Here is an 18,442-nt window from a genome sequence, read left to right as displayed (position 1 = left end):
TTCAGGGCAGTGGCAGCTCGATGGTGAAGGTCGCCCCTCGCCCCGGCCCGTCGCTGTGCACGCCGAGGGTGCCGCCCATCTCGGTGGCGGCCACCGCGCTGCTGTGCAGGCCGAAGCCGTGGCCGCTCTCGCGGGTGGTGAAGCCGTGCGCGAAGATGCGCGGCAGGTTCTCCGGTGCGATGCCCTCGCCCGTGTCCTGCACCGAGATGCGCACGCGCCGCCCGTGCTCGCCCGTCGCGAGGCCGACACCGAGCGTGAGCTGGCGCGCCGGTGCCGGCACGCTTTCCATCGCCTGCGCCGCGTTGCCGATGAGGTTGACGAGGATCTGCACCAGCCGCTGCTTGTCCAGCGCCGCGGCGGGCACTTCCTCGTAACGGCGCACGAGGGCGATGTCGCGGCGGTTGATCGCCGCCGCGCTCAGGTGCACGGCCTCCTCGACCACCTCGTGCGGCCCCACCATCTCCAGCACGCTGGCCGGGCCGGCATGCGCCTGCTGCGTCGCGACCACGTAGGTGACGTGCTCCACGCTGCGCGAGAGGCGGTCCAGGTTGGCGAGCGCCTCCTGCTGCTCCGAGCGCAGCGCGCCCACCAGCTCGTTCAGGTAGGGCCACAGGGCCTTGCCGCGGTCGGTGGCGACGAAGGCCGGCAGGTCGTGCTGGTGCTGGTTGATGAGTTCCACCGCGCGCGCGAGCCCGTCGAGCCGCGAGTTGCCGATGGTGCCGCGCAGCACGCTGGCCGAAACGTTGATGCTGTTCAGCACGTTGCCCACGTTGTGCAGCACGTTGTTGGCGACTTCGGCCATGCCCGCGCGCCGCGCGGTGGCCACCAGCTGCGCCTGCGTCTCCTGCAGCTCGCGCGTGCGCGCCCGCACCCGCTGCTCCAGGCTTTCGTAGCGCCGCTCCGGCGCCTTGGCGAGCAGGCGCATCACGATGTCGGACAGGCCGCGTGGCACGCGCGTGTCGGCTTGCGCCGGCGGCACGGGCTCGCGCACCAGGTGGTCGTGGATCAGCTGCAGCGCGTCCGCCTGCACGAACGGGGGATGACCGGTCGCCATCTCGTAGAAGGTGGCGCCCAGCGCGTACAGGTCGGCGCGCTGGTCCACCGGGTGGCCGGTGCGGCCGGTCTGCTCCGGCGCCAGGTAGCCCAGCGTGCCCACGATCTGGCCCTCCAGCCCCGCGGGCAGGTGCGGCTCGGCCAGCACGGCCAGGTCGAAGTCGATCAGCACCGCCTGCTGCGCGGGGGACACGAGGATGTTCGATGGGTTGATGTCGCGGTGGATGACCCCTGCGCGGTGGACTTCGGCGAGCGTGCGTGCGAGCTGGCACGCCAGCGAGACCGCGAGCTCGATGTCGCAGGGGCCCGCCCGCAGCATCTGCGCGAGGCTGGTCGCGCCGCAGTCCCGCAGCGCAAGCACGTTTGCGCCGTGCGCGCCCTCGGCCATTTGCACCACGCCCTCGATGCCCGCGAGCCGCTTGAGCAGCTTGATCTCATTGCGCAGGCGCGGCGCCGCGTGCGGGCCGAGATGCTCCTTGCAGACCACGCCCTCCGCAGCCGATGCGCCGCCGAAACGGAAGATGCGGGTCGACGGGCTTTCGTAAAGGGCCTCGCCGGGATCCACGCCCTCGTTGATCGCGTCGGGCGAAATCATTCCAGTGGGATGGATGAGGTGGGGGTCGCCGCAAAGTACCCCAGCTCAGCGGGGAGCGTCAAGCGGGCGGCGGGACGTCATCCGCCGCGCCCCTGGCGCGGCTTAGAACCTGTAGCGCAGCCCCACGAAAGCCGTGCGGCCGGTGACGGCCAGCACGAGCGGCACGTCGCGCCTGGCGGCGAGGTAGCCCACGCCCGCCCCGATCGCGCCGCCGGCCAGCACGTCGGAGAGCCAGTGCCCCTGGGAGGCCATGCGCGCCTTGGCCATGTACACGGGCAGCGCGGCAAGGGCCCACACGGCCGGCTTCTCGTCCTTGTACGCGATGATGAATGGTGTCGTGAACGCCGCCATCATCGCGACCTCGCCGCTCGGGAAGCTGCGGTGGCGGCCGCCCGCGAACCACACGCCGGCGTCCGGCTCCTCGGCGGGGCGCGGCCGGGTGAACGCGCGCTTCATGGATTCGGTCGCGGCGGCGGTGACGAGTGCAGCGTCCAAGGCCTGCCACGCCGTCCTGCCGAGCCTGGTGTCCGTGCCCTCCACGAGCGCGAGCCCCACCACGCCGGCGATCGCCACGTTGTCGATGCGCTTCTGGTTGGCGCGGGAGAAGATGCCGGAATCCTCCCGCTCGTCATACCGGTCGAGCCAGGCGAGTTGTGCGTGGGCAGGGAGCGCAACGGCGGCAAGGGCCAGCGCCAGTGCGGCGATCGTGCGGTTCATCGAAAACTCCTCGCTTCTGTGGAAGAGTCTCGGCCGCGCGGGGCGACCTCATGTTGAGGCCTGTCAAAAACGAAAAGCCCCCGCCGGAAGGCGAGGGCTGGTGTCTGGTGGCGCTTCAGGGATTCGAACCCCGGACCTGCGGATTATGATTCCGTCGCTCTAACCGGCTGAGCTAAAGCGCCAAAGCCCACAATTATAGCGGCTACGATCAACCCTTGACCCCGCTCGGGGTCGTCGCCCGTAGAAGTCTCACCACCACCCATGGCCGCCAACGCGCAAGCGCCCGACGAGGACCTCATGCTCGCGTACGCGGCCGGCGACATGCAGGCCTTCGAAACGCTCTACCTCCGCCACGAAGCCGGGCTGCACCGCTTCGTGCGGCGGCTGCTGGGCGCGCCGCTCGCCGCGCAGGCCGACGAGGTGTTCCAGGACACGTGGGCCCGCATCATCGCAGCACGCGCGACGTTCGCGCCGCGCGGCGCGGCGTGGCGCACCTGGGCTTTCACGATCGCGCACAACGCGGCCATGGACCGGCTGCGCGTCGGCGGGCGTGAAGTGTCGCTGGAACATGGCTTCGATTCGGGCGAGCCGCTCGACTGGCTCGCGTCGCAGCTGGACGCCCAGCACCCCTCGGCGGAGGACGAGGCCTATTGGCGCGCCGCGGGGCGGCAGCTCGTCCAGTGCCTCGAAGCGCTGCCGGCACCGCAACGCGCCGCGTTCCTGCTTCACCATGAGGACGGCGCGACGGTCGAAGAGCTGGCGCAACGCCTCGGCCTTCCGTTCGAAACAGCGAAGAGCCGGTTGCGCTACGCGCTGCAGAAGCTGCGCGGCTGCATGGCGCAGTACCTCGAGCCGCTCGGGAGCCCCGCATGACCGAGATGCGTGACGCCCGGCTCAAGCGCGCCCTCGAGGCGGCCGATGAAGACCCGCAAGGCCCGAGCGCTGCCACGCGCGCCAACGTGTTGCGCGCCGCAAGCGGAGCGCTGGCCCAGCAGGCGGCGCCGGCTCGTCCATGGTGGCAGCTGCCGCAATGGCGCGTGCCGCTCAACGCGGCGTTCGCGAGCATGGCGATCGCGGTGCTGATCACGTTGATGTGGCAAGGGCAGGAGGTTCCGGGTGCGAGGCCGGAGAGCGCATCGGCTGATCGTGCTGCGCCGGCTGCGGCGCCCTCTCCGGCGCCGGCCAGCGCGACGACAACGCCCGCTGCGCCATTGCCTGCACCGGCGACGACTGCGCCGGCTCCTGCGACGCCGAGCGCGCGGCCGGACGCGGCGCCGTCGCCGGCGCCGTTGCCACAGCTTGAAGCGCCGCGGGCTGCCGCACGTGCGCCCGCGCATGCATCGAAAGACGCACCGCCTGCCGGCGCTGCGGCAGAACGCGCCGAGCCACCGCCCAAGGCGGCGCCAGCCGAACCGCTGGCAAAGAAAGCGGAGTCGCAGCGCCGCGACGAGTCGCGGGCCGCGAGGGAAGAGGCTGCTCCTGCGGCGACAAGTCCTTCGCCGTTCCAGGGCCCGGCACCGGCAGACTCGAACCTCGGCCAGTCATCGGCGGCCGACGCGCGCGTTCGCGCACAAGGTTCGATCGCCCCTGCGGCACCCGCCGCCGCGCCGCCATCCACCCAGGCGGCGCTGGCCCGCCGCGCGCCGTGGGAAGACTGGAGCGAAGCGCGCATCGAGTCGCCCGCGCGCACGGCAACGGTCACGCGCGCCCGGGCCTTCCACCTCGCGGAGCTGCTGTACGGCGTGTTGAACTCACCCGCGGCAACCGGCAGCGACGAAGCAATGCCCACACGCATCACGCTCTCGCGCATGGGCATCACGCTCGGCGTGCTCGAACTCGGCCCGAGCCGCGCACGCTGGTCGCCGCAGGACGGCCCCTCGCGCACGCTGCAGCCGCGCGCCGAAGCACTGCGCCTGCTCGAACAGGAAGCGCAGCGCCTCGCGAACAACTAGCGGGAAATCAGCGGCCCTTGAACTCGGCCGGGCGCTTCGCGAGGAAGGCGTCCATGCCTTCCTTCTGGTCCGACGTCGCGAACAGCGCCTGGAACAACCGGCGCTCGTACAGCACGCCATCGGACAGCGGGCTTTCGAACGAGCGGTTCACCGCCTCCTTCGCCGCCATCACGGCCAGCCGCCCATAGCTGCAGATCACGAGCGCCGCTCCCAGCGCTTCCTCCATCAGCTTGTCCAGCGGCACCACGCGGCTCACGAGACCGGACCGCTCCGCTTCGGCGGCGTCCATCATGCGTGCCGTGAGCACCATGTCCATGGCCTTCGACTTGCCCAGCGCGCGCGGCAGGCGCTGCGTGCCGCCGGCGCCCGGGATGATGCCGATCTTGATCTCGGGCTGGCCGAACTTCGCGTTGTCCGCGGCGATGATGAAGTCGCACATCATCGCCACCTCGCAGCCGCCGCCCAGCGCGAAGCCCGCTACCGCCGCGATCACCGGCTTGCGGATGCTGCGCATCGTCTCCCAGTTGCGCGAGATGTAGTCGCGGCCGTACGTCTCGGCGAAGTCGTACTTCGCCATCGCGGCGATGTCGGCGCCGGCGGCAAACGCCTTCTCGCTGCCCGTCACGATGATGCAGCCGATCGCGTCGTCGGCATCGAACGCCTTCAGCGCCGCGCCGAGTTCGTCCATCAGCTGGTCGTTCAGCGCGTTCAGCTGCTTGGGGCGGTTCAGGGCGATCACGCCCACCTTGCCCGCCTCGACGCGGGTCTGGATCGTCTCGTACATGGTTTCTCCTTGCACCCGGCACTTTACCGCCGGCGGCTACTCGATGACGCCGTCGGCGCTGGCCAGCGTGGATGGCGGCACGCGCAGCCCCAGCGCTTTCGCCGTCTTCAGGTTGACGAGCAGCTCGAAGCGGCTCGCCTGCTCGATCGGCAGCTCGCCCGGTGGCGCACCGCGGAAGATCTTGTCGATGAACGTTGCGGCGCGCCGGTACATCTCGGGGAAGCTCGCGCCGTAGCCGACGAGCCCGCCCTGCGGCGCGAACTCTGCGAAGCCGGCCAGCGCCAGCCGGTGCTTCAGCGCCGCCTGCGCGAGCTGCGTGGTGTGGAGCACGAAAAGCGGGTCGTCGATCACCACCAGGGCGTCCCCCCGGCGCGACTTGAACTCGCGCAGCGAGGGCTCGAATTCCGCCGTGCCGCTCACTTCCAGCTTCTCCAGCTCCAACTTGTGCCGGGCCGCGACGTCTTCGATGTGGCGATGCGTCGAAGGCTGGCGGTTCGCGGCGTTCGTCACGAACGCCACCCGGCGCATCGCGGGGTGGATCTCCCTGAGGAGTTCCAGCCGTTTGCCGTACAGCGGCGGCGACACGATGGAGGAGCCGGTGATGTTGCCACCCGGCCGGGCGAGGCTGGTGACGAGCCGTTGCCCGACCGGGTCACCGGAGTCCGCCATCACGATCGGCAGCGTCTTCGTCACATCCAGCGCGGCACGCGCACCGGGGGTCGAGTGCGTCACGAGCAGGTCCACCTTGCCGCGAACGAGTTCGGCCGCGAGTTCGCGCAGGCGGTCCACGTTGCCCTCGGCCCAGCGGAATTCGAGCATGAGGTTTTGGCCCTCGCGATAGCCAAGGGCTGCGAGGCCCTCGCGCAGTGCCGCGATCCGCGCCGCGTAAGGCTCCGGCCGCCCGACACCGAGGAACCCGACGCGCCATGTGCGGCCGGCAGGTTGCGCGACGGCGCAGGCGCTGCCGGCCAGCAGGAAGGCACCGAACGAGCGCCGGGTGGCCAGGAGGGGAGTTGCTTTGCGCAAGCGGCGATTGTCGGGTGGGCACCCCGGCCGTGTCCATGTCCGCGCGGCCAGATATAAACAAGGGTAAGCATTAGCCGACCGCGCGGTCGGCCAATCCTAGAATCCCTCGACAAGGAGAAGGCACATGGATGTTTCCCCGGTCCTCTACGAAACGCGCGGCTCGGTGGCGCTGGTCACGCTCAACCGGCCCGATGCGCTGAACAGCTTCACGCGCAAGATGCACGAAGGCCTGTGGTCGGTGCTCGAACGCATCGAGAAGGACAAGGAAGTGCGCGCGATGGTGCTCACCGGCGCGGGCCGCGGCTTCTGCGCGGGTGCGGACCTGGCCGAGTTCGACTTCACGCCGGGCCCCGACCTCGTGCAGCGTGCCGACCCTGGCCCGATCATCAACGAGCTGTTCAATCCGACGGTGCGTCGCTTGATGAAGCTGCGCGTTCCGACGATCGCCGCCGTGAACGGCGCGACGGCGGGCGCGGGCGTCTCCATCGCGATGGCGTGCGACCTTGCGGTGGCGGCCTCGAACGCAAGCTTCACGCTCGCCTTCAGCAAGATCGGCCTGATCCCCGATGCTGGCGGCACATGGTTCCTGATCAAGAAGCTCGGCCTCGCGCGGGCGATGGGCGCGGCGATGCTCAGCGACAAGCTGCGCGCGCAGGACGCCAAGGAGTGGGGAATGATCTGGGACGTGGCGCCCGAGGGCGAGGACTGCGTCGCTGCGGCGATGAAGCTCGCGACACGCCTGGCGGACATGCCCACCAAGGCGCTGGTGGAAACACGGCACGTGCTGCGCGCGGCCGCATCGAACGACCTGGACCGCCAGCTCGACCTCGAGCGCGACACGCAGTCGGCGCTCGGCAAGACCTACGATTACTTCGAAGGCGTGAACGCCTTCCGCGACAAGCGCGCACCGAAATTCAAAGGGGACTGATGACACCGGAGCAACGCGCCGCCCGCGTGGGCGAAGCCATGTTCGCGGCCGATGCGGCCAGCCGCGAGTTCATGAAGATGGAGCTGGTCAGCTGCACGCCGGGCCGCGCCGTCATGCGCATGACGGTGCGCGAGGAGCAGCTCAACGGCCACCGCATCTGCCACGGCGGCTTCATCTTCACGCTGGCCGATTCGACCTTTGCTTTCGCGTGCAACAGCCACAACAAGGTGGCGGTGGCGGCGGGCTGCACCATCGAGTTCCTCAAGCCGGGGCAGCTGGGCGACGTGCTCACCTGCGAAGGCGTGGAGCAGGTGCTGCAGGGCCGCCACGGCATCTACGACATGAAGGTGACCAACCAGCGCGGCGAGGTGGTCGCGATGTTCCGCGGCAAGAGCGCGCAGATCCAGGGCACCGTGTTCCCGGAGGAAGCATGAAGAGTTTCCCGCTCGAGCCCATCGAGAAGGCAAGCGTCGACGAGCTGCGCTCGCTGCAGCTCAAGCGGCTGCGCCAGACGCTGCAGCATGCCTACGCGAACTCGCCGGTGTACCGCCGCAAGTTCGACGAGGCCGGCGTGCACCCGGACCACCTGCGCACGCTGGCCGACCTGAAGAAATTCCCGTTCACGACGAAGAAGGACCTGCGCGACAGCTACCCCTTCGGCATGTTCGCCGTGCCGCGCGAGCAGTGCGTGCGCATCCACGCGTCGAGCGGCACCACGGGCAAACCGACGGTGGTGGGCTATACGCGCAACGACATCGAGACGTGGTCGAACGTGATGGCCCGCAGCATCCGCGCCGCGGGTGCGCGGCCGGGCGAGCTGGTGCACGTGAGCTACGGCTATGGCCTGTTCACCGGCGGCCTCGGCGCGCACTACGGCGCCGAGAAGCTGGGCCTGACGGTGGTGCCCTTCGGCGGCGGCCAGACCGAGCGGCAGGTGCAGCTGGTCACCGACTTCAAGCCGGACATCATCATGGTGACGCCCAGCTACATGCTCGCCATCGCCGACGAGTTCGAGCGGCAGGGCATGGACCCGCGCGAGAGCAGCCTGCGGCTTGGCATCTTCGGTGCGGAGCCGTGGACCAACGACATGCGGCAGGCGATCGAGAAGCGCATGGGCATCGACGCGGTCGACATCTACGGCTTGTCGGAAGTGATGGGGCCTGGCGTCGCCAACGAATGCGTGGAGACGAAGGACGGGCCGACGATCTGGGAAGACCATTTCTACCCCGAGATCATCGACCCCGAGACCGGCGAGCCGGTGGCCGACGGCGAGCTGGGCGAGCTCGTGTTCACCAGCCTCACGAAGGAAGCGCTGCCCGTCATCCGCTACCGCACGCGCGACCTCACGCGCCTCTTGCCCGGCACCGCGCGCACGATGCGCCGGATGGAGAAGATCACCGGCCGCAGCGACGACATGATGATCGTGCGCGGCGTCAACGTGTTCCCGACGCAGATCGAGGAGCTGATCCTCAAGCGCGCGGAGCTCGCGCCGCACTACCAATGCATCCTCACGCGCGAGGGGCCGCTCGACTGCCTCACCGTCGCGGTGGAAACGCGGCCGCCGCTGGTGCCCGAGAGCGATGCGGCGCGCAACGCGGCCGAGGCGTTGCAGCACGAGATCAAGGCCTACATCGGCACCACGGCGAAGATCGAGCTGCGGCCTGCGGGCGGGATCGAGCGCAGCCTGGGCAAGGCCAAGCGCGTGCTGGACCAGCGCAGCGCAGCCTAGTCCATTCAGCGGTCCGGCCGGGACGCTCCTCCGAAAGAGGACAGGAAGACCCACGCGAGGGTCACCCAGAGCACCGCTGGGACGGCGAGCTTGGCCACCAGGGCGATCGTGAGGTGGGCCGCAACGGCCCCGCGCGTTGCCCACAGCGTCTTCCTGCCGACCCGCCGCCGCGTGAGCCATTGTGTTGCGCAGGCCAGGCAGAGCACCGACATCAGCACGAACACGATGACGTGCATGGAAGGCTGCATGCGCGGGCCGATCGCATTGGCGGCCGACGCCCACGCGAACGCGAGGCAAACCCACAACCCGGCGCAGAGCCATGGCAGGCGCCTGCCCCATCCGGAATCGCTGCTTGCGCCGCGGTAGCGGCTGGAGGTGGCGGGCGAAGCGCCAAGGCTCGAGAAGTCGCTCGGGATCGTCTTCACGAAGTCGTCGTGGCGGTGCTTGTTCATGGGTTCGGTCGGCCGGTGAACGGGTGTTTTTCTAGGCCTTTTGTTTTCACGGCCGCGAATATAGCCGTGAATCCATGCCACCGAAACCCTGTCCGGAAGTCTCTCCCGCAGGTGGAGGAGACGGCCCTTCAGCGCTGCTCGATCGTCTCGATCGCGAGGTCGATGTAGTCCGCCTCGCCCATGCGCAGCTTGATGCGCACCGGCAGGTACTGCAGGCTCGGCGCGTACCAGAGCTCCGCGTAGATGTTGCCGCGCGGGTTGGCGATGGGCCGCGGCGTGAGGTGGAACGCCTGGATCGCGCCCAGCTTCGGCGTCGACAGGGTCTCGGGCCCGCTGATGTCGTAGGTCCACAGGTCGACCGCGCCGGGGCGTGCGAGCCACACTTTGACGACCTCGCCGGCCTTCAACGGCGCGCGGCCGGTCGCGAAGCGCTGGCCCAGTTCGACGAACTGGCTCGCGGTGTCCTGCACCGAGGGCGGGCGCGGCACCGACTTGCCGTTCTCCAGGCGCACGTACTCCGCGTCGAAACGCGCGTGGCGGCGCTTGCGCTTGTTCGTTTCCTCTTCGTACACCGCGGGCGAGAGGCCGTCGGGGGCGACCTCGCCCTGGCTCGTCATGACCAGGCTGGCCCATACGGAGACGTTGACCTCGGCGCGGACTTCATAACGTGCGCCTTCGCGCTGCCACTTGACCTGCGCGTCGCCGAACAGCGGGCCGCTGCGGAACTGGCCGCCGAGCTGGTACGTCAGGCGCGTGTCGGCGGGCCACGACGAGAGGTCAGGCTTGCCGGCGGCAACCTGTGCCGCGGATGCGGCAGCCACGGGGGCGGCGGCGACGGGCGTCTCGGGCGAGCTTGCCTGCGCGGCAACCGCGGGCGCGTCGGCGGACGGTTCCGGCGGCTTCGCGGTTTGCGCGTCCGACGGCAACCCCGTCACGTCAGGCGTTGGCGTCGCGGCGCGCACGGACGACGCCGGGGCCAGAGCCGCAGCCGCCCGCCGCTTCGGCGCACGCACTGCAGCAAGTACGGGGGGCGGCGGGGGTGCCATCGTGGCTGCAGGCGCCAGCATGCGCGTGTACATCACCACCGGCATTGCCTTCAATGGCGAAGGCGCGACGAGCTCCTCACGCACGCGGTCCATCAGCACGACGTGCGCGACCAGCACGCCCGCCCCTAGAAGGGCGAGCCTCAGCCTTGCGGACCCAGCCACGCCTGCGCCTGTGCCGGGTCGCGGAGCACCAGCCGCCAGGTCGTTGCCGCTGCCGGCATGCCCAGCTCCAGCCGCATCAGGCGCCTGTCGCGCGCGACCAGCGCCGTGAGCTTGCGATGCGCGCCCGCATACAGCAGCAGGTCGTCCAGCTTCGTGATGCGCCACGCGGCGTTGCCGGTTTCGATGCCCACCCACTCGTCATTGGCCGCGAAGCCCGCCTGCTCCGCAGGACCACCGCGCAGCACGTTCTTGACGGTGAGCACGCCGTTGGCTTCCGCGACGCGCATGCCCAGGCGCTGCTGCATCTGCGCGGGCTCGTCGAGCACGGCGATGCCGTGGCGCTCCAGCAGCTCGCGCACCGGCAGCTCGCGCGTGCCGTGCACCCATGCCGCGATCTCGCGCGAGAACGAGCGCCCGCCCAGCTCCTTGAGCACCGCCGCGAAGTCCGATTCCGTCATCGGCCCGGCCTTGCAGCGCACCCACAGCGCGCGCATCACGTCGTCCAGGCTCGCGTGGCCTTCGCTGCGCAGCGTGAGGTCGAAGCACAGCGCGACGAGCGCGCCCTTGGTGTAGTAGCTCACGGTGGCGTTGACCGTGTTCTCGTCTTGCCGGTAGTACTTCACCCAGGCGTCGAAGCTCGCCTGCGCCACCGATTGCACCTCGCGGCCCGGCGTCTGCAGCACCTGGTTGCAGGTCTTGGTGAGCAACTTGAGGTACGTGACGTCGTCGATCACGTTCGCACGGCGCAGCAGCAGGTCGTCGTAGTAGCTGGTGAAGCCTTCGAAGAACCAGAGCAGCTGGCTGTAGTTCTCGTGCGCGTAGTCGTAGCGCGCGAAGTCGGCCGGGCGCAGGCGCTTGACGTTCCAGGTGTGGAAGTACTCGTGGCTGATGAGGCCCAGCAGCGTGGTGTAGCCGTCGCCGGCGCGCGTGTCGCCGCGCCGCGGCAGGTCGCGGCGGCCCGCAATGAGCGCGGTCGATGCGCGGTGCTCGAGACCGCCGTAGCCGTCGTCGACGGCATTGAGCATGAAGACGTAATTCTTGTGCGGCGGCTTCTTGCGGTCGTGCCAGAAGCGGATCTGCGCCTCGCACGCCTTCTGCGTGTCGGCCAGCAGCCGGTCGCCGTCGAACGCGTCGGTGGCGCCCGCGACCACGAAGCGGTGCGGCACGCCGCAGGCCTTGAATTCGCCGGACCAGAAGTTGCCCATCTCCACTGGCGAGTCGACGAGTTCGTCGTAATCGGCGGCGGTGTAGGTGCCCCAGCCGCGCTTGTGCAGCCGGCCGGGCGTAAGCGACGTCGCCACGTCCCAGTGGCCGGTCTCGCGGCCGGGGACGAGCTCGAGGTCGTGCTCGGCGCGCTCCTGCCCGTGCACGCGCATGCACAGGCTGGTGCCGTTGAAAAAGCCGCGGTTCGCATCGAGCCACGCGCTGCGCACCGAGTTGTCGAAGGCGTACACCTCGTACGTCAGCACGAGGGGGCTCGAGGGCATGCACTCGACGAGCCAGCTGGCCTTGTCCAGCTGCTGCACGTGCACCGGCTTGTTGTCCTGCTTCGCGACCAGGCGCTGCAGGTGCTTCGAGAACTCGCGCACGAGGTAGCTGCCGGGGATCCACACCGGCAGCGACACGCGCTGCGCGGCCTGCGGCTGCGCGATCGTGAGCGTGACGTGGTAGAGGTGCGCCGCGGTGTCCGCCGGCTCGATGCGGTACGCGACCGGCGCGATGCGGACCGCCGTCACTTCGCCTTCGCCAGCAGTTTCTCCACCTCCGCGGCGCCGATGGCGCCCGGCACGCGCGTGCCGTCGATGAAGAAGATGGTCGGCGTGCCGCTGATGCGGATCTTCTTGCCGTAGTCCACGTTGCGCGTGATCGCGGTGGTGTCGCAGTTCGCGGGGCCCGGGCCGGGGATGGCCTGGTCCTTCGTCATCCAGTTCTCCCAGACCTTGTCCTTGTCGCGGCTGCACCAGATCTGCTTGGACATCTCGACCGAGCGCGGGCCGAGGATGGGGTAGAGGAACATGTACACGGTGACGTTGTCCACCTTCAGCATGTCCTTCTCGAAGCGCTTGCAGTAGGGGCAGTTCGGGTCCTGGAACACCGCGACCCTGCGCTTGCCGTTGCCGCGCACGACGGTGAAGGCGTCCTTGAACGGCAGGGCGTCGAAGTCCACGGCCAGCAGCTTCTCCTGCCGCTCCTCGGTCAGGTTCTTCTGCGACTTGGTGTCGATCAGGTTGCCGGAGATGACGTAATTGCCCTCGGGGTCGGCGTAATAGATGTCGGTGCCCACGCGCACTTCCAGCAGGCCGGGGACGGGCGACTTCGTGATCTCGTCGATCTTGCCCATCATGGGCAGGCGCGACTCGAGGTTCTTCCGCAGGTTGGCGTAGTCCTGCGCAAAGGCAGTGGCCAGGCCGAGGCCGAAGAGGGCGGCGACGATTGCGCGGCCGATGATGTTCATGTCAGGTCCTTCAAAAACTTCACTACAGGCGGCCCATCGCTTGCCGCGCCACCCAATGCTTCACGGGGCCGCTCAGGTCGAACCCCTGCATGCCCCAGTTGCGCAGCATCGCCCAGCCGGGCGAGCTGCGCGCGAACAACTGCTGCAGGCCGTCGGTGGCGAAACCCATCGCCAGCACGTCGGCCTTGCGCGCACGCTCGTAGCGCCGCAGCAGCTTCTCGTCCCCCACGCTGCGCCAGTACTCGCGCCCGTGCAACTCCCGCGCCAGCGCTTCCACGTCCGCGAGGCCGAGGTTGAGGCCCTGGCCCGCGAGCGGGTGCACGTTGTGCGCCGCGTCGCCCGCCAGCGCCCAACCGGGGCCGCACCAGCGGTCGGCGCGTGCCAGTTGCAGCGGCCACGCGGCGCGCTCGGTGGTCAGCGTGAGCTTGCCGAGCACGTCGTGGCTGGCGGCCTGCAGCCTGGCTTCGAACTCCGCGGCCGGCAACGCCAGCAGCTGCGGCGCATGCGTCTCCTGGACAGACCAGACCAGCGCGGCTGAGTTCCCGTCCGGGCCGCCCAGCGGCAGCAGGGCGAGGATGTCGCCGCCGGCAAACCACTGGCGCGCCACCTGCCCGTGCGGCCTTTCGCATTGCACGCGCGCGGCGATCGCCATCTGCGGATAGCGCTTGACGTCGAACTGCACGCCGAACTCGGCGCGCGTGGCGCTGGCACGCCCTTCGCACACCACGGTGAGCGGGGCGGACTCCGGTGCCTGCAGGCGCTCCACAAGGGGCTGGTATTTGAGCGCTTCACCCAGGCGCTCCAGCAGCGGGGCGACGTCGACGATCCATGCGAGCGCCGGCGTGCCTTCGGCGGCCGCTTCGAACTGCACGCGCCCGCCTTCGTCGCCGTGGACGTGCATCGCGAGCACCGGGGTGGCATGTTCCTCGTCGGGCCAGGCGCGCACTTTCTCCAGCAGCGCCTTGGCCGACGCGTTGAGCGCGTAGGCGCGAACGTCGCTTTGGCCCGCGGGTGCGGCCACGGCCGGCAGGTCCACCAGCCCGACGTGCAGCCGGTCGCGCGCCAGCAGCAGCGCGAGCGCGCGGCCCACCACGCCGGCGCCGCGGACACAGACATCGAGGGGAGCCGCCATCAGGGGATTGTAGGGACACGGCACAATTCCCTGCATGAGCTCCCCCGATGTCACCGCCACGATCAGCCGTTTGTTCATCTATCCCGTGAAGTCCTGCGCAGGTGTCGAGGTGCGCGAAGCCGTCCTCACCGAAACAGGCTTCGACCTCGACCGCGCCTGGATGGTCGTCGACGAGCACGGCGAATTCGTCACGCAGCGCGAACTGCCGCGCATGGCCCTTGTCAAGCCGCAGCTGAAGCATTCCGACGTGGTGCTGCGCGCGCCGGGCATGCTCGCGCTGCACCTGTCGATCGACACCGTCGAGGAGCCGGTGAAGGTGCGCGTGTGGGACGACGAAGTGGCGGCCTACGACATGGGCGACGTCGCCGCGCAGTGGTTCACCGATTTCCTCGGCCAGAAGCTGCGGCTCGTGCGTTTCGACCCCGAGCACAAGCGCACGTCCAACATGAAGTGGACCGGCGGCGTCGAGGCGCTCAACCAGTTCAGCGACGGCTACCCGCTGCTCGTCATCGGCGACGGCTCGCTCGAGCAGTTGAACGAGAAGCTCGCGAAGGCCGGGCAGGCGCCGGTGGGCATCGAGCGCTTCCGGCCGAACATCGTGCTGCAGGGCCTGCAGCCGCACGACGAAGACCGCGTGGGGCTGTTGCGCGTGGCCGCGGACGAGGAGGTGCAGTTGCGCCCCGTGAAGCCTTGCCCGCGCTGCCCGATCCCGAACATCGACCCCGCCACGGCGGAGAGCAACCCGGTCGTGCTCGACACCTTGCAGACTTACCGCGCCGACCCGCGTGTCGACGGCGGCATCACCTTCGGCATGAATGCCATCGTGGTGCAGGGGCTGGAGCAGGCGTTGCGCGTGGGCCAGAAGGTCACGGCCGACTACGACTTCGGCTGAAGGGCTGTCATTGCGGGCTCGACCCGCAATCCCTCGCTGAGCGTCTAGGCCGCATTGCGCCCGATCGGCACCACGTTCTCCGGCGCCTGCCGCGGCAGCGGGCGGCTCACGTCGTCGATCATCGACGAGTCCGCACCCAGCGGCGCCGGGTGCGTGTTCTCGGGCTCGAGGAAGCGGATCGGCCGGCGCGTGCGCGGCGACATGCCGGCCAGCAGGTCCGACAGCGCATCGACCAGCTCCAGCGGCTCCATCACGCGTTCGTCGAGCAGCACCGACGCGATGTGGAACTGCAGCGTGACCTCCGGCTTCAGGCCTTTGAGCGGCATCAGGCCGGCCGCGATCAGCCGCGCCGCGCGCTCCGTCACCGACGTGCGCGCATCCACACCTTCGAGGATGACGCCGAAGCGCGCCTCGCCGATGCGGCTGACGGTGTCCACGTCGCGCAGCAGGCGGCGCAGCTTGATCACGCTGCGCAGCAGGCTCTGCTCGGCCACCGCGGAGCCGTAGTAGTCCTTGATGCGCGGGTAGTTCACGAGGTCGATGAAGACGATGGCCGCGCTTTCCTGGTCGCGCTTGTAGCGGCTCACCACCTGCTGCATGCGGTCGTTGAACAGGTGCGGCGCGAGCAGGCCCGTCAGCGCGTCCTGCGTCGAGAGCGCCTGCTCGCGGATCTGCGCGCCGTGCCGCTCGCGCGAGCGGATCGACAGCGCCACCAGCAGCAGCGGCACCTCGATCGCCATCGCGACGACCACCGCGTACTGCGTGCCGAAGGACAGCGGCACCCAGCCGAAGATGCGCATCACGCTCATCAGCACCGCGAGCGTGAGCGGCAGGTAGGCGTAGAGCACCCACTGGCCCACCACGTCGCCGCGGCGCCAGGCGACGAGCGCGATCACGATGTTGATCAGCACCGTGAGCACGACATAGCCGCCCAGCAGCGACAGGCCGACCATCTTCGACATGAACGGCGGCGTCAATGCGAGCGCCAGGCCGGCGATGCCCAGGCCGTAGATCACGCGGTCGACGAGCTGGAAGCGCGTCGGCAGCCCGATGAGGTTGCGCACGAAGAGCAGCGCCGCGGCCGCGGCAACGAAAGCCAGCATCGCCTGGGGCGAGTCCCCCAGCGCGCCGAAGCGCGGCCAGAGAAGGTGCGGCGCGACGCCGGTGTACGTGGCGACCGCCAGCGTGGTCACGGTCGCGTAAGCCGCGTACCACGCATACACGCGGTCGCGGTAGACCCAGCTCTGCGCGAGGCAGGCGGCGATCAGCAGCACGAGCGCGCCGAAGGTCATGCCCAGGCCCAGGTATTCGAGCTGGATGCGCTGGTTGTGCCAGGCCTCGGTGGCCAGCCGCACCGGGAAGTTCACGGCCGTCGTGTGGCGGATGCGCACGTAGACGTCGCGCACCTGCCCCGGCTGCAGGTCGAGCCGGAAGAACGGGTGGCGCCCCGGCTCGGGCCATTGCGCCACGGCGAGGTTGTCGCCCGCGCTCTCGGCGTGCCAGCGGTTGCCGTCGTGCTGGAACACGGTGACCAGGTCCACCAGGGGCATCGGGACCTCGAGCAGCCAGTTCTGGCGCTCGTCGCGCGGGCGGGCGATGCGGTAGTGCAGCCACAGCACGGCCTGCGGGCCGAGCGAGTAGATGGTGTCGGCCTGCGGCTGCACGAACTTCACCGGGCCGTGCGCGCTGTTCACCTGCGTGATCGTGGCGGTGCCGGTGGGGTCGACCCACGCTTCGCCGAGCATCTCCGCGTCGATGGCTTCCAGCGCGCCCTGCAGCACGATCGGCTGCAGCCGCTGGGGTGTGTTCTGCGCGAAAGCCCCACCGCACGCGAGCAGGACCAGGGTGGCCCCGGCCAGCCGCACCAGCATGCGAATAAAATCGTCGGCTTGGCTTTCGGGAACTGACATGAGTTTGAAGTGCGGCATCGTGGGCTTGCCCAACGTCGGCAAATCCACCCTTTTCAATGCCTTGACCAAGGCGGGGATTGCCGCGGAGAACTACCCTTTTTGCACCATCGAGCCCAACGTGGGTGTTGTGGAACTCCCTGACCCGCGGCTCGGCGCCCTGGCGCAGATCGTCAAGCCTGAGCGAATCGTGCCAGCCATCGTCGAGTTTGTCGATATCGCGGGCCTGGTGGCCGGCGCGAGCAAGGGCGAGGGCCTGGGCAACCAGTTCCTCGCGCACATCCGCGAGACGGACGCGATCGTGAACGTCGTGCGCTGCTTCGACGACCCCAACGTGATCCACGTCGCGGGCAAGGTGGACCCCGTCGCCGACATCGAGGTGATCCAGACCGAGCTGTGCCTCGCCGACATGGGCACGGTGGAAAAGAGCCTGCAGCGCTACACCAAGGCGGCGAAGTCCGGCAACGACAAGGAAGCGGCCAAGCTCGTGGCCGTGCTCACCAAGGCGCAGAAGCACCTGGACGAAGGCAAGCCGGTCCGCACGATGGGGCTGAACGACGAGGAGCAGGCGCTGATCAAGCAGCTGTTCCTCATCACCGCCAAGCCCGCGATGTTCGTGGGCAACGTGGACGAGAACGGCTACCACGACAACCCCTACCTCGACCGCCTCAACGAGTACGCGAAGTCGCAGAACGCGCCGGTGGTGGTGATCTGCGCCAAGATCGAGTCCGAGATCGCCGAGATGGCGGACGAGGACAAGAAGATGTTCCTCGCCGAGATCGGCCAGGAGGAGCCGGGCCTGAACCGCCTGATCCGCGCGGCGTTCAAGCTGCTGGGGCTGCAGACGTACTTCACCGCCGGCGAGAAGGAAGTGCGTGCATGGACGGTGGCGATCGGCGCGACCGCGCCTCAGGCCGCGGGCGTCATCCACACCGACTTCGAGCGCGGCTTCATCCGCGCGCAGACCATCGCGTACGACGACTACATCGCCTTCAAGGGCGAGCAGGGCGCCAAGGACGCGGGCAAGATGCGCAGCGAAGGCAAGGAATACGTCGTCAAGGATGGCGACGTGATGAACTTCCTCTTCAACGTCTAGCTCTCGAACCCGGGGATCGCGCCGGGGAACAGGTAGAGCAGTGCCGCCGTGAAACAGAGGTAGCGCAGGAACTTGCCCACGAGCATGTACGCGCTGCACGGCCAGAACGGCATGCGCAGCCAGCCGGCGACCGCGCACAGCGGGTCGCCGACGATCGGGAGCCACGCGAGCAGGCAGGCTTTCGGGCCGAGTTTCTCCAGCCAGTCGAGCGCCTTGGCGTGCGTGCGCGAGTGGCGGTATTTGTCCACGACCTGGTGCGCTTCATAGCCCATCCACCAATCCAACATGCCGCCGAGCGTGTTGCCGAGCGTTGCGACGATCACGGCCGGCCAGAACAGGTCGGGGTTGAGCTTGAGCAGCCCGAACAGCGCGGGCTCCGAACCGATGGGCAGCAGCGTCGCCGAAATGAAGGCCGCGATGAAGAGCGTGGAAAGGCCGAATTCCGGCAGCGACAACATCGTCAGCAGTGAATGCATCCACGCGTACATGAGCAACGAGTCTAACGAGCGCCACGCG

The 18,442-nt window shown here is 69.2% G+C and carries 18 protein-coding genes and 1 tRNA gene; 7 read left to right on the top strand and 12 right to left on the bottom strand.

Annotation, left to right across the window (positions count from 1 at the left end):
• Window position 1 precedes the first annotated feature (1 nt).
• The 3 genes from H8R02_RS01990 to H8R02_RS01980 form a co-directional block, all read right to left on the bottom strand.
• Window positions 2–1,648, bottom strand: a complete 1,647-nt coding sequence (locus H8R02_RS01990; protein WP_187079661.1) for a protein kinase domain-containing protein — start codon at window positions 1,646–1,648, stop codon at window positions 2–4.
• A 102-nt stretch (window positions 1,649–1,750) separates the two neighbouring features.
• Window positions 1,751–2,365: a phosphatase PAP2 family protein gene (locus H8R02_RS01985; protein ID WP_187079660.1), complete on the bottom strand. Its 615-nt coding sequence runs from the start codon at window positions 2,363–2,365 to the stop codon at window positions 1,751–1,753.
• A 105-nt stretch (window positions 2,366–2,470) separates the two neighbouring features.
• Window positions 2,471–2,547: transfer RNA gene (locus H8R02_RS01980), tRNA-Met, on the bottom strand.
• A 79-nt stretch (window positions 2,548–2,626) separates the two neighbouring features.
• On the opposite strand from H8R02_RS01980, the gene H8R02_RS01975 reads away from it, so the two are divergent.
• Window positions 2,627–3,238 (top strand): sigma-70 family RNA polymerase sigma factor, encoded by a 612-nt coding sequence (locus H8R02_RS01975; RefSeq protein WP_187079659.1) that lies wholly within the window; start codon window positions 2,627–2,629, stop codon window positions 3,236–3,238.
• Window positions 3,235–4,317 (top strand): hypothetical protein, encoded by a 1,083-nt coding sequence (locus H8R02_RS01970; protein ID WP_187079658.1) that lies wholly within the window; start codon window positions 3,235–3,237, stop codon window positions 4,315–4,317. The genes H8R02_RS01975 and H8R02_RS01970 overlap by 4 nt, the downstream gene beginning before the upstream one ends.
• Before the next feature lie 7 nt (window positions 4,318–4,324).
• Here the strand turns inward: H8R02_RS01970 and H8R02_RS01965 are convergent, their stop codons facing one another.
• Both H8R02_RS01965 and H8R02_RS01960 read right to left on the bottom strand, forming a co-directional pair.
• On the bottom strand, window positions 4,325–5,101 hold the full coding sequence (locus H8R02_RS01965; protein ID WP_187079657.1) for an enoyl-CoA hydratase: 777 nt from the start codon (window positions 5,099–5,101) through the stop codon (window positions 4,325–4,327).
• A gap of 36 nt (window positions 5,102–5,137) precedes the next feature.
• Window positions 5,138–6,127, bottom strand: coding sequence for an ABC transporter substrate-binding protein (locus H8R02_RS01960; protein WP_187079656.1), 990 nt, complete (start codon window positions 6,125–6,127; stop codon window positions 5,138–5,140).
• Window positions 6,128–6,251: 124 nt separating this feature from the next.
• Here H8R02_RS01960 and H8R02_RS01955 point away from each other — a divergent pair, with 124 nt between their 5' ends.
• The 3 genes from H8R02_RS01955 to paaK are packed head-to-tail and all read left to right on the top strand — an operon-like array spanning window position 6,252 to window position 8,784.
• A complete protein-coding gene (locus tag H8R02_RS01955) occupies window positions 6,252–7,055 on the top strand; it encodes an enoyl-CoA hydratase-related protein (protein ID WP_187079655.1) in 804 nt (267 codons plus the stop codon).
• Window positions 7,055–7,489 (top strand): hydroxyphenylacetyl-CoA thioesterase PaaI, encoded by a 435-nt coding sequence (gene paaI, locus H8R02_RS01950; RefSeq protein WP_187079654.1) that lies wholly within the window; start codon window positions 7,055–7,057, stop codon window positions 7,487–7,489. The genes H8R02_RS01955 and paaI overlap by 1 nt, the downstream gene beginning before the upstream one ends.
• A complete protein-coding gene (paaK, locus tag H8R02_RS01945) occupies window positions 7,486–8,784 on the top strand; it encodes a phenylacetate--CoA ligase PaaK (protein WP_187079653.1) in 1,299 nt (432 codons plus the stop codon). Before paaI ends, paaK begins: the two co-directional genes overlap by 4 nt.
• A gap of 5 nt (window positions 8,785–8,789) precedes the next feature.
• Here paaK and H8R02_RS01940 read toward each other — a convergent pair whose 3' ends face one another.
• The 5 genes from H8R02_RS01940 to H8R02_RS01920 form a co-directional block, all read right to left on the bottom strand.
• Window positions 8,790–9,236, bottom strand: a complete 447-nt coding sequence (locus tag H8R02_RS01940) for a hypothetical protein (protein ID WP_187079652.1) — start codon at window positions 9,234–9,236, stop codon at window positions 8,790–8,792.
• 128 nt (window positions 9,237–9,364) lie between these two features.
• Window positions 9,365–10,399, bottom strand: coding sequence for a DUF3108 domain-containing protein (locus H8R02_RS01935; protein WP_187079651.1), 1,035 nt, complete (start codon window positions 10,397–10,399; stop codon window positions 9,365–9,367).
• Between the two features lie 23 nt (window positions 10,400–10,422).
• Window positions 10,423–12,180 (bottom strand): M61 family metallopeptidase, encoded by a 1,758-nt coding sequence (locus H8R02_RS01930; protein ID WP_354004856.1) that lies wholly within the window; start codon window positions 12,178–12,180, stop codon window positions 10,423–10,425.
• The gene (locus H8R02_RS01925) at window positions 12,177–12,899 is read right to left on the bottom strand and encodes a DsbC family protein (RefSeq protein ID WP_187079650.1); all 723 of its coding nucleotides are present in this window, start codon (window positions 12,897–12,899) and stop codon (window positions 12,177–12,179) included. Before H8R02_RS01925 ends, H8R02_RS01930 begins: the two co-directional genes overlap by 4 nt.
• A 22-nt stretch (window positions 12,900–12,921) precedes the next feature.
• The gene (locus H8R02_RS01920) at window positions 12,922–14,031 is read right to left on the bottom strand and encodes an FAD-dependent monooxygenase (RefSeq protein ID WP_187079649.1); all 1,110 of its coding nucleotides are present in this window, start codon (window positions 14,029–14,031) and stop codon (window positions 12,922–12,924) included.
• 34 nt (window positions 14,032–14,065) lie between these two features.
• Here H8R02_RS01920 and H8R02_RS01915 point away from each other — a divergent pair, with 34 nt between their 5' ends.
• Window positions 14,066–14,923: an MOSC domain-containing protein gene (locus H8R02_RS01915; RefSeq protein ID WP_187079648.1), complete on the top strand. Its 858-nt coding sequence runs from the start codon at window positions 14,066–14,068 to the stop codon at window positions 14,921–14,923.
• A 44-nt stretch (window positions 14,924–14,967) separates the two neighbouring features.
• On the opposite strand, the gene H8R02_RS01910 is transcribed toward H8R02_RS01915, so the two are convergent.
• Complete coding sequence (locus H8R02_RS01910) at window positions 14,968–16,833, bottom strand: sensor domain-containing diguanylate cyclase (protein ID WP_187079647.1); 1,866 nt, start codon at window positions 16,831–16,833, stop codon at window positions 14,968–14,970.
• Here H8R02_RS01910 and ychF point away from each other — a divergent pair.
• Window positions 16,832–17,926, top strand: a complete 1,095-nt coding sequence (gene ychF, locus H8R02_RS01905) for a redox-regulated ATPase YchF (protein WP_187079646.1) — start codon at window positions 16,832–16,834, stop codon at window positions 17,924–17,926. The two genes, H8R02_RS01910 and ychF, sit on opposite strands and share 2 nt — an antisense overlap.
• Here ychF and H8R02_RS01900 read toward each other — a convergent pair.
• On the bottom strand, window positions 17,923–18,414 hold the full coding sequence (locus H8R02_RS01900) for a YqaA family protein (RefSeq protein ID WP_187079645.1): 492 nt from the start codon (window positions 18,412–18,414) through the stop codon (window positions 17,923–17,925). The two genes, ychF and H8R02_RS01900, sit on opposite strands and share 4 nt — an antisense overlap.
• Window positions 18,415–18,442: the final 28 nt, after the last annotated feature.

This window comes from Ramlibacter albus (assembly GCF_014297445.1).
GTDB classification, from domain to species: Bacteria; Pseudomonadota; Gammaproteobacteria; order Burkholderiales; family Burkholderiaceae_C; genus Ramlibacter; species Ramlibacter albus.
The sequence above is the reverse complement of the archived record's forward strand: the minus strand, read 5'-3'. Positions and strand labels throughout refer to the sequence as shown.

Bases quoted from the DNA above. Each gene is read 5' to 3' on its own strand.
- H8R02_RS01925 (WP_187079650.1), bottom strand. From the start codon at position 12,899: ATGAACATCATCGGCCGCGCAATCGTCGCCGCCCTCTTCGGCCTCGGC.
- H8R02_RS01970 (WP_187079658.1), top strand. From the start codon at position 3,235: ATGACCGAGATGCGTGACGCCCGGCTCAAGCGCGCCCTCGAGGCGGCC.
- H8R02_RS01985 (WP_187079660.1), bottom strand. From the start codon at position 2,365: ATGAACCGCACGATCGCCGCACTGGCGCTGGCCCTTGCCGCCGTTGCG.
- H8R02_RS01990 (WP_187079661.1), bottom strand. From the start codon at position 1,648: ATGATTTCGCCCGACGCGATCAACGAGGGCGTGGATCCCGGCGAGGCC.
- H8R02_RS01915 (WP_187079648.1), top strand. From the start codon at position 14,066: ATGAGCTCCCCCGATGTCACCGCCACGATCAGCCGTTTGTTCATCTAT.
- H8R02_RS01900 (WP_187079645.1), bottom strand. From the start codon at position 18,414: ATGTACGCGTGGATGCATTCACTGCTGACGATGTTGTCGCTGCCGGAA.
- H8R02_RS01940 (WP_187079652.1), bottom strand. From the start codon at position 9,236: ATGAACAAGCACCGCCACGACGACTTCGTGAAGACGATCCCGAGCGAC.
- ychF (WP_187079646.1), top strand. From the start codon at position 16,832: ATGAGTTTGAAGTGCGGCATCGTGGGCTTGCCCAACGTCGGCAAATCC.
- paaI (WP_187079654.1), top strand. From the start codon at position 7,055: ATGACACCGGAGCAACGCGCCGCCCGCGTGGGCGAAGCCATGTTCGCG.
- H8R02_RS01910 (WP_187079647.1), bottom strand. From the start codon at position 16,833: ATGTCAGTTCCCGAAAGCCAAGCCGACGATTTTATTCGCATGCTGGTG.
- H8R02_RS01965 (WP_187079657.1), bottom strand. From the start codon at position 5,101: ATGTACGAGACGATCCAGACCCGCGTCGAGGCGGGCAAGGTGGGCGTG.
- H8R02_RS01975 (WP_187079659.1), top strand. From the start codon at position 2,627: ATGGCCGCCAACGCGCAAGCGCCCGACGAGGACCTCATGCTCGCGTAC.
- H8R02_RS01955 (WP_187079655.1), top strand. From the start codon at position 6,252: ATGGATGTTTCCCCGGTCCTCTACGAAACGCGCGGCTCGGTGGCGCTG.
- H8R02_RS01920 (WP_187079649.1), bottom strand. From the start codon at position 14,031: ATGGCGGCTCCCCTCGATGTCTGTGTCCGCGGCGCCGGCGTGGTGGGC.
- paaK (WP_187079653.1), top strand. From the start codon at position 7,486: ATGAAGAGTTTCCCGCTCGAGCCCATCGAGAAGGCAAGCGTCGACGAG.